Source organism: Vibrio sp. ZF 223 (genome assembly GCF_003050585.1).
Taxonomy (GTDB): domain Bacteria; phylum Pseudomonadota; class Gammaproteobacteria; order Enterobacterales; family Vibrionaceae; genus Vibrio; species Vibrio crassostreae.
Genome location: NZ_PIGB01000001.1, coordinates 251,909 through 267,606 on the forward strand (window position 1 = coordinate 251,909; position 15,698 = coordinate 267,606).

Annotated in this window: 13 protein-coding genes; 6 read left to right on the forward strand and 7 right to left on the reverse strand. The window is 44.2% G+C overall.

The window, feature by feature from the left end; genetic code table 11:
• Window positions 1-137 precede the first annotated feature (137 nt).
• Together rnb and CWO13_RS01145 are read left to right on the forward strand one after the other, a co-directional pair.
• The gene (rnb, locus tag CWO13_RS01140; RefSeq protein WP_107898402.1) at window positions 138-2,144 is read left to right on the forward strand and encodes an exoribonuclease II; all 2,007 of its coding nucleotides are present in this window, start codon (window positions 138-140) and stop codon (window positions 2,142-2,144) included.
• Between the two features lie 171 nt (window positions 2,145-2,315).
• Complete coding sequence (locus CWO13_RS01145) at window positions 2,316-3,146, forward strand: helix-turn-helix domain-containing protein (RefSeq protein ID WP_107898401.1); 831 nt, start codon at window positions 2,316-2,318, stop codon at window positions 3,144-3,146.
• Window positions 3,147-3,258: 112 nt separating this feature from the next.
• Here the strand turns inward: CWO13_RS01145 and CWO13_RS01150 are convergent, their stop codons facing one another.
• Window positions 3,259-3,621 carry a DUF3024 domain-containing protein gene (locus CWO13_RS01150; RefSeq protein WP_019826408.1) on the reverse strand — a complete coding sequence of 121 codons (363 nt, stop codon included), beginning with the start codon at window positions 3,619-3,621 and terminating at the stop codon, window positions 3,259-3,261.
• 253 nt (window positions 3,622-3,874) lie between these two features.
• On the opposite strand from CWO13_RS01150, the gene CWO13_RS01155 reads away from it, so the two are divergent.
• The gene (locus CWO13_RS01155) at window positions 3,875-4,690 is read left to right on the forward strand and encodes a phosphate ABC transporter substrate-binding protein (protein ID WP_102479266.1); all 816 of its coding nucleotides are present in this window, start codon (window positions 3,875-3,877) and stop codon (window positions 4,688-4,690) included.
• Window positions 4,691-4,781: 91 nt separating this feature from the next.
• On the opposite strand, the gene CWO13_RS01160 is transcribed toward CWO13_RS01155, so the two are convergent.
• From CWO13_RS01160 to CWO13_RS01170, 3 genes are all read right to left on the reverse strand, one after another.
• Window positions 4,782-5,468, reverse strand: a complete 687-nt coding sequence (locus CWO13_RS01160; RefSeq protein ID WP_108082396.1) for a MaoC family dehydratase — start codon at window positions 5,466-5,468, stop codon at window positions 4,782-4,784.
• A 333-nt stretch (window positions 5,469-5,801) separates the two neighbouring features.
• The gene (locus CWO13_RS01165; protein WP_048661149.1) at window positions 5,802-8,954 is read right to left on the reverse strand and encodes an efflux RND transporter permease subunit; all 3,153 of its coding nucleotides are present in this window, start codon (window positions 8,952-8,954) and stop codon (window positions 5,802-5,804) included.
• 11 nt (window positions 8,955-8,965) lie between these two features.
• Window positions 8,966-10,102 (reverse strand): efflux RND transporter periplasmic adaptor subunit, encoded by a 1,137-nt coding sequence (locus CWO13_RS01170; RefSeq protein ID WP_048661148.1) that lies wholly within the window; start codon window positions 10,100-10,102, stop codon window positions 8,966-8,968.
• Between the two features lie 259 nt (window positions 10,103-10,361).
• Here CWO13_RS01170 and CWO13_RS01175 point away from each other — a divergent pair, with 259 nt between their 5' ends.
• On the forward strand, window positions 10,362-10,805 hold the full coding sequence (locus CWO13_RS01175; protein WP_004737813.1) for a dCMP deaminase family protein: 444 nt from the start codon (window positions 10,362-10,364) through the stop codon (window positions 10,803-10,805).
• 90 nt (window positions 10,806-10,895) lie between these two features.
• On the opposite strand, the gene CWO13_RS01180 is transcribed toward CWO13_RS01175, so the two are convergent.
• The 3 genes from CWO13_RS01180 to pepT all read right to left on the reverse strand — a co-directional run bounded on the left by CWO13_RS01180 (window position 10,896) and on the right by pepT (window position 13,651).
• Window positions 10,896-11,738, reverse strand: coding sequence for a mechanosensitive ion channel family protein (locus CWO13_RS01180; protein WP_048662339.1), 843 nt, complete (start codon window positions 11,736-11,738; stop codon window positions 10,896-10,898).
• 136 nt (window positions 11,739-11,874) lie between these two features.
• Window positions 11,875-12,342, reverse strand: a complete 468-nt coding sequence (locus tag CWO13_RS01185) for a DM13 domain-containing protein (RefSeq protein ID WP_048662340.1) — start codon at window positions 12,340-12,342, stop codon at window positions 11,875-11,877.
• Window positions 12,343-12,418: 76 nt separating this feature from the next.
• The gene (gene pepT / locus CWO13_RS01190) at window positions 12,419-13,651 is read right to left on the reverse strand and encodes a peptidase T (protein ID WP_108082397.1); all 1,233 of its coding nucleotides are present in this window, start codon (window positions 13,649-13,651) and stop codon (window positions 12,419-12,421) included.
• A 354-nt stretch (window positions 13,652-14,005) separates the two neighbouring features.
• Between pepT and CWO13_RS23380 the strand changes: the two genes are divergently transcribed.
• A complete protein-coding gene (locus CWO13_RS23380) occupies window positions 14,006-14,149 on the forward strand; it encodes a hypothetical protein (protein ID WP_162884312.1) in 144 nt (47 codons plus the stop codon).
• 344 nt (window positions 14,150-14,493) lie between these two features.
• Window positions 14,494-15,546: an aldo/keto reductase gene (locus CWO13_RS01195; protein WP_107898397.1), complete on the forward strand. Its 1,053-nt coding sequence runs from the start codon at window positions 14,494-14,496 to the stop codon at window positions 15,544-15,546.
• Window positions 15,547-15,698: the final 152 nt, after the last annotated feature.

Below are 15,698 nucleotides of genomic sequence, written 5' to 3' on the forward strand. Positions count from 1 at the left end.
TCAAGGCAATAGAGTTCGACCAAATTGGTAGAGTTAAATAAGAGGGCAATTAATTTACGCTCACTTCGGCTTTAAGTAGTAATCGGGCCTCGCAATGATTATAGTGTGCTCAATTGTTCTCGTTAGATAAAAGTAAGATGTTTCAAGATAATCCTCTACTCGCTCAGCTCAAGCAGCAAATCCAAGAAACCCTCCCTAAAAAGGAAGGTACTATCAAAGCCACTGAAAAAGGTTTTGGTTTTCTCGAAGTTGATAGCAAAACAAGCTTCTTTATCCCGCCTCCGTACATGAAAAAATGTGTTCACGGTGACAAGGTGATTGCCATCATTCGCACCGAGAAAGAGCGCGAAGTAGCAGAGCCTGAGGAATTGGTTGAACAAGGTCTTACTCGCTTTATTGCGCGAGTTAAGCTTTTCAAAGGCCGATTGAACGTTGTTCCTGATCACCCGCAACTGAAAAAACTGCAACTTAAAGCGAAAGCAAAGAAGGGCCTAAACCCTGAAACGCTTAAAGAAGGTGACTGGGTTGTTGCTCATATCGTTCAACACCCATTAAAAGGTGACAATGGCTTCTTGGCTCAGATCTCTGAGAAAATCACAGACGCTGACGACAAGATTGCACCTTGGTGGGTAACGCTGGCACAAAACGACCTACCAAACAGTGAGCCTGAAGGTATCGACAACTGGCTAATCAACGATGACGCCGATCTTGAACGTGTAGACATGACGCACGTCCCTTTTGTGACTATCGATGGTGAAAGCACAAAAGATATGGACGATGCGCTTTACGCGAAGAAGAAAGAGAACGGTGATTTTGAACTGACTATCGCAATTGCTGATCCAACGGCTTACATCTCTCCAGATGATGCGATGGATAAAGTAGCACGCGAGCGCGGTTTCACTATCTACCTTCCTGGTCGTAACATCCCGATGTTGCCTCGTGATCTTGCTGACAACCTATGTTCACTGATCGAGAATGAAGTTCGTCCGGCACTTTGCTGCACAGTAACGGTATCTAAAGATGGCGTTATTGGTGATGACATTAACTTCTTCGCTGCGAACATCAAATCTCATGCTCGTCTTGCTTACGATAACGTATCAGACTGGCTAGAAACAGGTGCATCAGAGAAATGGCAACCATCAGAAGAGATTGCTGCGATTGTTTCTGACCTTCACCAATTCGCTCAAGCACGTTCAGCATGGCGCTCAGCAAACGCTGTTGTATTCCCAGATCGCCCTGACTACCGCTTTGAACTTAGCGAAGATAACGATGTTGTCGCTATCCACGCTGACATGCGTCGTAGCGCAAACAAACTGGTTGAAGAATCAATGATCAGCGCGAACATCTGTGCGGGCCGAGTACTCAAAGAAAGCTTCAACCAAGGTGTGTTTAACTGCCACTCTGGTTTCAAGGCTGAGAAAGTATCTGACGTTCTTGAACTGGTAAACCCGCAAGCGGAAATACCGTTCACTGAAGAGCAAATCGTTTCTCTAGAAGGTTTTGCTACTCTGCGTCGTTGGTTGGGCTCTTTAGACAACAGCTACTACGACAACCGTATTCGTAAATTCCAAGCGTACAGCGAGATCAGCAATGAGCCAGCACCACACTACGCGATGGGTTTAGATATTTACGCAACTTGGACTTCTCCAATTCGTAAATACGGCGACATGATTAACCACCGTATGCTAAAAGCGCACATCCTAGGTAAAGCGCCAATTCAAACACCAGATGAAACCATTGGTGATGAACTTGCCCTACACCGCCGTCACCACGGTATGGCTGAGCGTAATGTTGGCGATTGGTTGTATGCTCGTACTCTAGCGAATGCTCCAGCGGAAGAAACTCGCTTCCAAGCAGAGATCTTCGATATTAACCGTGCAGGTATGCGTGTACGTTTACTTGAAAATGGTGCTGCTGCATTTATCCCTGGTTCTCTCATTCTTGATAATAAAGAAAGAATAGAGTGCAACGGAGATATGGGTACTGTATCTATCGATAAAGAAATGGTATACAAACTGGGAGACGTTTTAGAAGTAGTTCTCTCCGAAGTTAATCAGGAAAACCGCAACTTAGTAGCAAAACCTACTCAAGTATTTGCGGACTTGCCTAGCGAGCCTGAAACGACAAACGAAACTGAAGCTTAAAACCTTGAAAGGTTAGGCTTGTAAGGTTAGAGCTTTCAAGGTTAAAAGCTTCAAAGGTTCACTTCTAAAGGCGCTAATTATTAGCGCCTTTTTTGTAAATGTCTCATGCTTAAACAATACTTAAAAAAACAATCAATAAGCAATCAATTTACAACGTCAAAGAAGCGCACTATGTCATCAATTACAGTTACTCAATTCAGAAACTTCATTCCCAGGAGACGAGAACGTTATCCTGCCTCTAAAAACGGTATCTTCATGGTATCGAAGGGCAGCATTTCGTTCGTGCTACCCAATGGCACTGAAGCCTCGTTACAAGCGGGCGATTTCACACTTTACAATTCTGGTCAGATTAAAGACATCACAGTTAACACTGAAAATGGCGAATTTAGCGCAACCTGCTTAGATTTCGATTTGGCTATTTTTCAGAAGTTTATCAACCAATTCAGCGATCTAGAATCCACAAGAATTCCAGACAAGTACATAAAGTTCAATCAAACCGACACCGAGATCTGCCAGTTGAAAGAGCTCATCATGTCGCTTGTTAGTTCTTCGCCCCAGAATGACTACGCACTCACTCAACTTGGCTTAGGATTGTTGTCGCTAATGGTAGAACAACATCCAGCTCTATTAGTCATTATTGCTCGAGCTTCTAGATTAACCGTGACACAAAAGGTCATTCATTACATCGAACAAAACATCGAAAATAATATCTCTTTAGATACACTAGCCAGTTATATGGGAATGTCACCCGCAACTCTTAAACGCCGCTTATCTGCTGAAGACTTATCGTTCTCAAACCTTCTGAAAATAAAGCGTATTGCTCATGCGGCTACACAGCTAAGAACCTCGAGCAAGTCGATCACTCAAATAGCCTATGAATCCGGTTTTAAAAGTGCTGCTCACTTTAGTACTGCCTTCAAAACTTATCATGGTAAGACACCAAAGGACTTCCGTTCGTTAATTGCACAAGCTCAACAACAAATCATAAAACCGGAAGTTTGAAGTAAATAGATTGATGTGATGTGTGAACTGGTAGCTGATGCAAGCTATTTGGCTTTGAGGCTAAGCTGTTTAGCTTTGGGAGCACGCCACCAGCAACGTAAAAACTGAGTGACTATGACCAGAAATACGATTTAGGGTCTTTTTCTATCTCAGCCAAGATAGCATCAAGATCCTTTGATTTAGGCAGGTAGGGATACGGCCCCCAATTTACAGAGTCGGTTTCAACATCACCTTCAAGTGGCACCATCACTAACCAACAAGATAACGACTCATCAAAAGTCACGCAGGCAATCTCGTTTGTATAATCGCTATGAGATGAGTCGAGCAGATAATGCGCCTGAGAAAACAGCACACCACCCTCACACTCTTCATATAGGGATTTGCCTAGCTCGACAGGTAAACTGCGATTTCGAGATGTACAGAGCCTCTCAGCCCCAATTAAAAGACGATTCAGTTCGATATGAATGACGGACATAACACCCCTTGTAACTTCATAGAAACTTCTAAGTAGTGAATTCCTCTACTTAGCTTAGGACTCAACAAACATTTTAGCGAACAAGCGCAAACAAAATACCCGCCCAGCTCCCAGAAACGAATCCTGCTTTCGTAAACCCAGAAAACTCTCACTCATCAAGCTAACAGCTATAAATCAAGCGTATAGAATTTCACAAAAGTGTCATATAACCGACCTATCATATGCGGCAAATGTTATTAACTAGGAGTTGTTTATGTTACGAGTCGCGCTTGCCTCTCTTTTATCCTTAGCCCTGTCTTCTCATGCTGCTTTTGCACAAGAAACCACTATTTCGGGCTCCACTTCAGTATCACGAGTGATGGATGTATTAGCTGAGGAGTACAACAAGACTCACCCTGATAACTACATTGCCGTTCAGGGCATTGGTTCTACCGCGGGTATTACCATGGTTAATAAAGGTGTCTCTGATATCGGTATGAGCTCACGTTATTTGACCGACCGCGAACAGAACGACAAGCTGAAAGTGTTCCCGATTGCTTTTGATGGCCTAGCTGTTGTAACTAACCGCTCAAACGCTGTAAGCAACGTTACACGCGAACAGCTATTCGACATCTACAAAGGTAAAATCACTAACTGGAAAACTGTGGGCGGCGCAGATCAGCCTATTGCAGTGGTGACTCGCGAAGCGTCTTCAGGTTCACGCTACAGCTTCGAAAGCTTGCTTGGTTTAACAAAGATCATTAACGACCGTTTAGTGTCTGACATCAACCCAAATAACTTGGTTGTAAACAGCAATAGTATGGTTAAAACGATAGTTAACCATAACCCGCACGCGATTGGTTTTATCTCTGTTGGTTCGATCGACCGTTCTATCAAGGCCATCACTTTTGAAGGTGTAGAGCCGACATCTAAGAACATCGCAAACCACAGCTATGAACTGGCTCGCCCATTCTTATTGCTGCATAAGACAGACTCTGTTTCTGACGAGAGCAAAGACTTCATCAAGTTCGTGAAATCCAAACAAGGCCAAGACCTTATTGAGGAATACGGCTACACTCGCATTAAGTAAGTGAGATAGTTTTATCTAATGTAAACAAAAAGAGAGAGCACTATGCTCTCTCTTTTTTTGAATCTTTATAAATCGCTTCTTTACAAACCACTTAGAAGTGAAGTTGAATCACCGAAACGATAACAGCACCAGGACGGCGAATACCTTCGATTTCTACGCGGATTTCGCGCTCTATCTCTAGGCCTTTCTTGATTGGCGTTACTTTTGTTAGCGTACTTTTAGCACGAACGTTACTGCCCGATTTTACAGGATATGGAAAGCGTACTTGGTTAAGACCAATGTTTACAACCATCTTCGCTGTTGGGAATTGAGACTTGTCAGGATCAACGCTGTCAGTCAATCGAGGAAGCAGAGATAAAGTCAAAAAACCATGTGCGATGGTTGTTTTGAACGGAGACTCTATTTCCGCTTTTTCAGGCTCGGTGTGGATCCACTGCATATCTTCAGTCACAAGGCCGAACTGGTTGATACGGTCTTGACTTACATTGATCCAGTCGCCAGTATGGATGACTTCACCGATCTGCTGATTAAGCTCATCAAACACAAGTTGTGCTTCTGGCTTAAGTACGATCGGTTGCTCCACCGGCATCTCTGGTGCATCTTCATTGACAGCAGGTTTGTGGTGATCACGAACCCACGCAAAGAAATGGCTATTTTGCGTGCGATTAAGAAAGTCGCCCCAGTAATCTCTAAGAGCTGGAGACATCCATTGCATAAACTCTGAGTGTTGCGAAGACACGCTATCGCCTCGGTGTTTAAATAAATCAATGACTTTCATAAGAACCTCAATGCACAAAAAATTTCAATATAACTTCGTAATTTTGAAACACTTCACACTATTGTGCAAATGTTTTCGAGCATACACCCGTTAGCTGAACCTTTCTATTTTTAGAATAAACAGACACTTACCAATAAAACATCATTTTATTACAAAACCCAAATTAGAGTGTTAGCTCCATCACATAATAAATATTTGCTTATATAAAAAGCGTTTTTATTCATAAGTGGAATAAAAAAGGCTTAGCGCAATGCTAAGCCTCAGTTTTTATAAGGAATTAATTTTCCGAAGGTTGGTCTTGTAAGGGATTAACCCTACAGGACGATCAGTTCCCTACTCATCATCAAGCGGGACCAACTTGGTATTACCGCCGTGTGCTTTCTCACGTTTACGCTGAACGAATGCGTAGAAGCCAGGGATTAAGAACGTACCCGCCAGTAACACACATAACAGGCCGCCAATCAGTGAAATACCCAGAGAGTTCTGACTCACATGACCTGCGCCCGCAGCGAAGATAAGCGGGAAAATACCCAAGATGAACGACCAAGACGTCATGTTCACAGCACGGAAACGTAGCGTACCGCCCTTCACTGCCGCATCTTCTATTGGTGCGTCTTTCTCTTCACGCTCAACTTTCGCGAATTCTACAATCAAGATTGCGTTCTTCGCGGCCAAGGCTATCAAGAGAACTAAACCAATCTGTGCATATAGGTTCAGCGGTGTGCCTGTTAGGTTCAACGCCAAGAAGGAACCTAAGGTTGCGACCGGTACTACTAAGATAATCGCAATCGGTATGGTCCAACTCTCGTATTGAGCCACCATGAACAAGTAGATGAAGATCAGTGCCAATGCGAACGCGAAGATCGCTTGGTTACCTGCGAGTACTTCTTGGTAAGCCATGCCGGTCCATTCGTACTGGTAGCCCTGAGGCAGCACGTCAGCCGCGACACGTTCCATTGCCGCAATCGCATCACCACTTGAGTAACCCGGCGCAGGTTGGCCTTGGATCACTGCACTGCGGTACATGTTGTAACGCCATGCTACATCTGGTTCGAAGATCTGATCGTAAGTCACTAATGTACTTAACGGGATCATCTCACCATTAGACGAACGCACGTGGAATCGTTGGAGATCATCCATGCTGCTACGGTGTTCACTGTCTGCTTGCATGGTTACGCGGAAGTTCTTACCAAACATGGTGAAATCATTCACGTACAACGAACCAAGGTTGCCTTGTAGTGTTTGGAAGATTTCCGACAACGGAATTCCAAGTTGTTGCGCTTTCTCACGATCAATGTCGACATAGTAGTGCGGCACATTTGCACGGAAGGTACTGAATGTGTGTGAAATCTCAGGCTGCTTGGTCGCCTCTGCAATCACGTCATTCATAACCATCGCTAGGTCAGTACGGCTACGGCCTAATGTATCTTCGAGAACAAACTCAAAACCAGACGCTGCACCCATACCCGGAACTGCTGGAGGTCCCATTGCAAATACAATCGCTTGAGGCAGTTCTGTTGCTGCTCGACCATTAATACGCTGAGAAATAGCTTGCGCCGAATGCTGACCGTCCAGTGCGTTACGCATATCCCAATCGTGGAGTTTGATGAACATCGACGCACCATTCGATGCAGAAGCGCCAGTCATGAATGCGTAGCCGTTGACCAGCGTCACGCCATCAACACCCGGCTCTTGCTCAACCATCTCTAATAATTGCTTAGTCACATCCTCGGTACGAGACAGTGATGCCGCATCAGGAAGCTGCACATTGACCAGCAAGATGCCCTTATCTTCTTGAGGTACAAACGCCGTAGAGGTGGTTTTCGCGAAGTAAGTTACCGCTGCTAGTGCCACAACAAAGAAGGTAAATAGTAGAACGCCCTTTTTCACAAGGAAGCCTGCAATTTGACCGTATTTGTTGGTTACTGATTCAAGACCACGGTTAAACGCTTGGTACCAACGTGCTGTGTTACCACCGCCCTGTTTAAGAACCAGTGAACACAATGCTGGTGACAACGTTAGTGCGTTAATCGAAGAGATAACAACTGCGATACAAATAGTCAGGGCGAACTGACGATACATGATGCCGGTAATACCTGGCAGCATCGCTACTGGGATGAATACCGCAAGTAGAACCAAGGTAGACGTAACGATCGGACCGGTTACTTCTTTCATCGCGATAAGCGTGGCTTTACGCGGTGAAATCGTTGGATCTTTGGCCATCGTGGTATCAACGTTCTCGATAACCAAGATCGCATCATCTACTACAATACCAATCGCCAATATCAAACCGAACAAGGTTACCGTATTGATGGTAAAACCCGTCATCTGCATGATGGCAAACGTACCGATCAAAGATACTGGAATCGCGACTACAGGAATCAAGGTTGCACGTGCACTACCCAAGAACAAGTAGGTAACTGCGATAACCAGCAAAATAGCTTCGATTAGCGTTTTTACTACGCCTTTGATCGACTCTGCAACGAAGAGTGTGGTGTCATAACTCGCTTCATAAGCAACGCCTTCAGGGAAGTTCTTGCTTAGGTTGTCGAGCATCGCCATGACCGCTTTACCACTTTCCAGCGCGTTAGCGTCTGACTGAAGTGACAGCGTTACGATTGAAGCGTCTTGACCACGGTATTTGCCATTACCATCGTAGAACTTTTTACCAAGCTCAACACGTGCAATGTCTTTTAGGTAAACCGTTGAACCGTCTTGATTTGCACGAAGCACAACATTTTCAAACTCATCAGCCGTTTCTAGTCGACCTTTTGTTACCAAGTTGAACTGTACCTCTTGTGCGTCGTTATAAGGTGCTGCTCCAATACGACCTGCAGCAACTTGAACGTTCTGCTCCGCCAACGCGCGATTCACGTCAGAGGTGGTTATATTCAGGTTAGCCATTTTCTCGGGATCTAACCAAACACGCATCGCGTATTCACCACCACCCAAAACGTTAACTTCACTAATGCCCTTTACACGAGCCAATTGGTCTTTAATGTTTAAGTTCACGTAGTTGATCAGGAATTGATCGTCGTACTCACCGTTTGGCGAATAGAAGTTCAATACCATCAAAAGGTCAGGTGAGCGCTTTTTAACGGTGACGCCCACCATTCTAACTTCCTGAGGAAGCTTTGATTCGATTTGAGCAACTCGGTTCTGAACGTTGACCTGAGCCATATCTGGATCAGTTCCAACATCAAAGGTCACATTAAGGTTGTAGGAACCATCATTAGCACTCTTAGAAGACATGTAAATCATATCTTCAACGCCGTTAACCGACGTTTCTATGGGGTCGGCTATCGCCTGCTCTACTACTTCAGCACTTGCACCAGTATAGAACGCGGTAACACTAACAGAAGGCGGACTAATTTTTGGATATTCCGCCACTGGCAAGATAGCGAGAGAGATAGCCCCCGCCAGCGTTAAAATTATGGATATTACAAGGGCAAACTTAGGCCTTTGAATAAAGAAACGACTCAACATAAATAAGCCCCTTACTCAGCTTGTTCAGCAGTAGGTTGAATGCGAACAGACATACCATTACGCACACGCTGTAAGCCTTGAGTGATAACTGCGTCATCCTTCTCTAGTCCAGAGTGAACAATCACACCACCTTCAACTTGTCTACCCATCTCGATGTTTCTACGCTCAGCGACAGGCGCACTCTCGCCTTCAACCAAAACCATCACAAAGTCACCTTCAAGGTCAGTTTGAACCGCGCGGCGCGGGATAGTCACAACATCAATAGATTGCTTCTCTCTTAGGTCCACACGAACGTGCTGGCCCGGAAGTAGTTGCTGATCTGGATTATCGGCAATCGCACGCATTGCGATTGTGCCTGTATTAAGATTGATTCGGTTACCTAAGAAATCCAGTTGGCCTAGGTGTTCGAATGCTTCACCATTCTCAAGCATGATCTGAACTTCAACACGATCAGAATCACTGCTGCCGTCACCTTCAATGCGGTCCATACCTAACTCAATACGCTCACGCTCACTGATACTAAACGACGCATGGATTGGGTCTAGGCTAACCAAAGTTGTCAACACACCTGAAGACGGTGAAACTAGGTCACCTTTACTTACTTTCGTGTCACTGATTCTTCCAGAGAAAGGCGCGATGATTTTGGTATGAGAAAGCTGAACATTCGCGGCATTTAGCTGTGCTTGGCTTGCTTCAAGCTGTGCTTGCGAACCTAATAAGTTTGCCGTCAATGCATCAAACTCCGACTGCGAAATACTGCCCTTTGGAAGCAGGTTCTTACCGCGGTTAAAATCAAGTTCGGCTTTTTTAAGGTTGGCATTCGCTTGAGCAACAGCCGCTTTCGCGCTTGCTACTTCTGCTTCAAATGAAGATGGTTCAATGGAGTAAAGTAACTGGCCCTTTTCGACCATTTGACCTTCATTGAAATGACGGCTTTGTAAATAGCCTGAAACTTGCGCTGTGATAGCCGTGTCTTCAACGGCTTCAATACGACCGATGTACGACTTACTTTGTTGGTGAGAAACAACGCTAACATCCTGTACAGCTACGAGAGGTAAAGGCGCTTGCTTAGTATTTTGAGCATCTTGCCCACATCCAGCAAGAATAAGAGAGCTTGCAAGAGCCGTAAGGATTAACTTTTTACGCATGGTTATACCGTCACTTATGAGAAATTGAACAGCATAAAAGTTACGTAACACAATTGCTTCAAATGTCCGAGGAATATCAATTATAACTCGCAAAAGTGTATCAATATGTTAATTGAAACCAAGTGCTTATAAAGTCATTACAAACACGCTACAATTCCTAAGTAAATCAATCTCTCAGCTTTTGTTCTCTATGGATATTGTCTAACATAATGTATTGTCAGACAGATAAGCATTCACATTTAATTGTTAAGGAATTCTCATGATTTCAAAATGGGCTAAACGTTTCTATCAAATGGCGGAATTGGTCGGTTCTTGGAGTAAAGATCCTTCAACTCAAGTCGGCGCCGTAATCACTAAGCACAACCGTATTGTTTCCGTTGGTTTTAATGGCTACCCACATGGCGTGTCTGATAGTGCGGATACTGATGACAGAGAAATGAAGTACCTCAAGACGCTTCACGCTGAAGAAAATGCAATTTTATTCGCCAAGCGTGATTTGGACAGTTGTGAAATCTGGGTAACTCACTTCCCTTGTCCAAACTGCGCAGCGAAAATCATCCAAACCGGTATTTCTGCGGTTCACTGCCCAGAGCAAAGTGAAGACTTCCTTTCTCGCTGGGGCGACAAAATTAAAGTTAGCCAAGATATGTTTGAGCAAGCGGGTGTACAAGTGGATTGGTTACCACTCGCTGATCTAGACTAATCTCAGAAATAGATAACAAGAACAAAAAAGCCGAGAGTCGATATTATCGCTCTCGGCTTTCTTTTGTTTAGGACTCAGCGGACTGCAGAATTAAGTGCTGGCAGGAAACGCTTCAGCGTATGCTTCCATAAAGTCTTTGCGAATGTCTTGCTCTAAATGAATCGCTTTTTCGGTCGGGCAGAAAATCATAAAATGTACTTCTTGCTCACCCGTCGAACTGCTCGTGATATGGATGTGAGGCTCAGAACCCGGTAAGTCAACGCCAGCGTGCTTTTCGATCACGCCGTTGTAACGGCGGGCAACATCGATAAACTCTTCGCAATGCTCTTCAATTTTTACAATAAGACTCGGAACCATAGGGTATAGGTTTACAAAGTCTTTCACCGTCACAAAAAAGTTATGATAAACATAGCGCTTCATGAAGTTTAGGTTCTTTACCGGATAAGTGAAGAACATGCTGTTGGGCAGCGTGGCAGTCTTGCCAGTGAAGTGATACTGCCCATGATACAAATCGATTTCTTGTATCACAGTCGCCATCAAATTGTGCTCAATCACCTCACCGCTGATTTTACCCACCTCAATCCAGTCACCAATTCTAAATGAGCGAGAACTCGCACGTTGAATAGAACCAGTGAAACACAAAATGATCTCTTTAGACGCAACGACGATAGCAACAGCAATAGCCGTAACTGACAGTGCAAATTCGCTGATTTCGGATTTCCACAACACAAATAACGTCACAACAATAATCGCAAACGTGCCGTTTTTGGTTCGTGACATCCAGTTACGTTGGTCTTCGCTAAGGAAAGCAACATCACCTCTTATTTGAGACAAGGTGATTCGGCGAATGATTAAGATAATAGTGATAATCAACGCACTAAAAATAAACTTATGAGCGAGTAGAAAATCAATTACTTGCCACAACTTTTCCATTACTTATTCCTTAGCATTACAACAGTTAGCTTTACAACGGTTAGCTTTACAAGAAAGCCGCTAATATCAGTGCTATGAAAAAGCGCTCAACTCCTGAGCGCTCGTGTTCATTCTGATATTAACCTAGCTAAGGCTATCATTTTATCTTGGCTGAAGTAATAAATTGACCAAAAGTTTCACACCAAATCACAACGGTATTAAATCGATTAAGATCAGTGCCTTCGGGAAGAGCAACCATAAAACGGTCGAATGTTTTCACATCTCCGACTCTCAGTAACTCGTTCTTGCTGTCATTGAAAGCTTGCTCGGTTTCAATAAACTTAGGCGAGAGGTAAACCTTGTAATCAGGTCCCGGCGCCAACTCACCTTCAAAAGCTATCGCACTTTCAGACACAGATACGATGCCCTCGCCCCAATGTAAGAAATCACTGTCTTGGCGATCTTTGCTGAACTTGCCCGTATAAATAGCCTGTTGTGAGACCGCTTCAACTGAACTCGAAGATGGGGAATCAGGTTCAATCAAGATAGGTAATGAATAGACACCAAGCCCAAAACCAAAAGCACCCACGGCTATGTGGGTGCAAAGTAAAACTAACTTTTTCATCGCGTACTCCCTTATGCTTAAAGAGAGTATTATTGAATACTCTCAAAAATACAAAGAGATATAACGCTCTGATGTTCTATTTTTGGTAATGCGTCGCTGTACGTTGAGACAATTCGACAATCACTTTTACCGCTTGCTCCATGCCTTGAATGGTAATGAACTCATGAATACCGTGGAAGTTGTAGCCACCAGTAAAGATATTCGGACATGGTAGCCCCATGAACGATAGGCGAGCACCATCTGTACCACCTCGGATAGGCTTGATCATTGGCTCAACATCGCACTCAATCATCGCTTGCTTTGCTAATTCAATAATATGTTGATGCGGTTCAACCATCTCCTTCATGTTGAAGTAGCTATCAGTTAACACCAACTCAACACGGCCTTTCTCAAGACGCTCATTCAACTCATCCACTTTCTGTTGCATGAATGCCTTACGCGCTTCTACACATTCACGTTCAAAATCACGGATGATGTAACCCAATTCAGAGCGAGCTACACCCATTTCAGCCGACTTCAGGTGGTAAAAGCCTTCATAACCTTCTGTGCACTCTGGTGTTTCTTGCGCAGGCATCATCAATTGGAATTGCGCCGCAATATTCATCGAGTTCACCATTTTACCTTTTGCGGTACCCGGGTGAACGTTGACGCCATGGCAAATAACGTCAGCACTTGTGGCATTGAAGTTCTCAAATTCCAACTCCCCTACTGGACCACCATCGATGGTGTACGCCCACTCGGCACCAAACTTTTCAACGTCAAACAGGTTCGCCCCGCGGCCAATCTCTTCATCCGGTGTGAAACCAATGCAGATGTCGCCGTGTTTAATCTCTGGATTCGCTCTCAGGTAAGCAATCGCGCTGATGATTTCAGCAATGCCCGCTTTGTTGTCGGCACCAAGTAGAGTAGTACCATCGGTTGTAATAAGGTCATGACCATGAAGAGCATCAAGATCTGGGTATTGGCTTGGGTTTAAGCTCTCACCACTTGTGCCTAATTCTATCGTTCCGCCTTGGTAATCTCTAATCACCTGTGGTTTCACGTTCGCACCTGATGCGTCAGGAGCGGTATCCATGTGCGCGACAAACCCAATCGCAGGTACTGAATAATCGACGTTCGACGGCAGTTTCGCCATCAAATAGCCATTTTGATCTAAAGAGACATCAACTAGCTCTAATGCGATCAATTCTGATTTTAAGACTTCTGCAAAGGTGATTTGACCCGGTGAACTTGGGCACTGTGGGTTAGAAGGGTCGGATTTAGTATCGAAAGTAACGTAATTCAGAAAACGTTCTACAAGCTTTTCCATAATTCATCTCACCATGGATTAAGTAATTGATTTACTGACTTAATAGTTAGGGCGCATTGATAAGTAATTTGTTATTAGAAAAATACGTACGCAGAGTCAGTAGCGAGGTTTTTCATCTTACGCCCCTGACCATGTATGTAATTGCTCTAAATCATTATTGTGTGAAATTAGATAGGCTTCCTATACTTGAAAACAGAGGGTTTCGTCAGTTCCAATATTGCATACGGATGATAAGCGGTCGCTTTGTACGCATTCTACGCCCTTCGCTCTCAGCCTAAAAAAAGTACAAAGTGGATGATGATCACAGTTTATCCTTGATGCAGAATCTGTCATACGTTACACGGAGATATAGTTATGACGATTAATAAATATTTCATTTTCTATCCTCAAGCCTCTGAGGAAACACTTCAGCCAGTATTAACTGAGAAAGAAGTTCAAAGGCAGGAAGCTCTAAAGCAGGCGCAGACCCAAGGCGGGTTCGATACAAACGCAGCCTAGTAACTGAATGGATCTCTAGTACCATTAAGACCCCCTATAAAAACGCTCTACTCACTATCCGGTAGAGCTTTTTTATTTCTAATGCAGTACTCATTATTCGGCGTTCGAATGCGCTAAAACTGTCGTTACATTACCTTTTCCACTAATCCCTTCTTGCATACCATTTTCACAACTAATGCTTGCTGATCACAGCGCTGAGAAATGACTCATTAAAGTACCTCAAGCCATACCTTGTCTTACCATTTTGTGCTAATAATTCATATTCGTTTTCATTCCTCACTCGCCCTCTTTTCAAAACTATAATGCGAGTACCAGAGAACCCAACAACAGGAATCCTGAATTCAATGGAATATTCAAAGTTAGGAAGTAGTCAAATTCCCGTTTCCCGAATCTGTCTTGGTAGTATGACTTGGGGGCTGCAAAATACTCAACAACAAGCCGACCAACAGATCGAATACGCATTAAGCCAAGGTATTAACTTTATTGATACGGCAGAAATGTACGCAGTGCCGCCTTCTCCTGATACCTATGGCAAAACCGAAGCGATTATCGGTAACTGGTTGTCACGCAATCCACAGCGTCGCCAAGAGTTGATCATTGCCAGTAAGATTGCTGGTCCTGGATTGCCTTGGGTTCGTAACGGTGGCCCTATCACAGGTGAAGCGGTGATCGCCGCTGTTGATGCATCACTAAAGCGCTTGCAAACGGATTACATCGATCTGTACCAACTTCACTGGCCAAATCGCACAACACCTCACTTCGGTAAACATTTCCCTAATCAGATTCGTTTTAGCGACATCGACCGACAACAGCATGAAGCTGAAATGTTGGAGATCTTACAAGCGCTGGCAAGCTGTATTAAAGCCGGCAAAATCCGCCACGTCGGTCTATCCGATGACAGCACTTGGGGCATTAACACTTACCTCAAGTTAGCCGAGAAGCATGACTTGCCGCGTATGGTCTCTATCCAAAATGAATTCAGCCTGCTACACACGAAAGACTGGCCATATTTGATTGAAAACTGCGTGCATGAAGACGTCGCTTACTTACCGTGGTCACCTTTGGCGGCCGGTATGCTTAGTGGCAAATACATTGATGGCGCAAGGCCGGAAGGCAGCCGTTGGACTTACATGCAGCGCAAAGGCATTTTCCGTGATACTGAATTGGCTAATGAAGCAGTTAAAGGCTACGTAGAAGTGGCAAACGCTCATGGATTCACGCCGAGTCAGCTCGCCTTAGCATGGTGTAACCAAGTGGATGGCGTTACCTCAACCATTATTGGTGCAACCACCATGGAACAGCTCAAAGAGAACATAGCAGCGTTCAGCAAGCCGCTTTCTGAAGAGATTCTGACTGATATCAACACCGTCTTTAAGCGCTATCCTGTACCGTATTAAGCAGTAGGCTAAGCTTATCAGGTTCTGTTGAGCTTAAGTTAATCCTATAAGAGCGCACTATTTAGTGCGCTTTTGTTTTTAAGTGGGTCGCTTTTGCTTTTATATGGATCGCATTAGCTTATCGCACTTTTGGTTATCTAACCTTTGCTCTA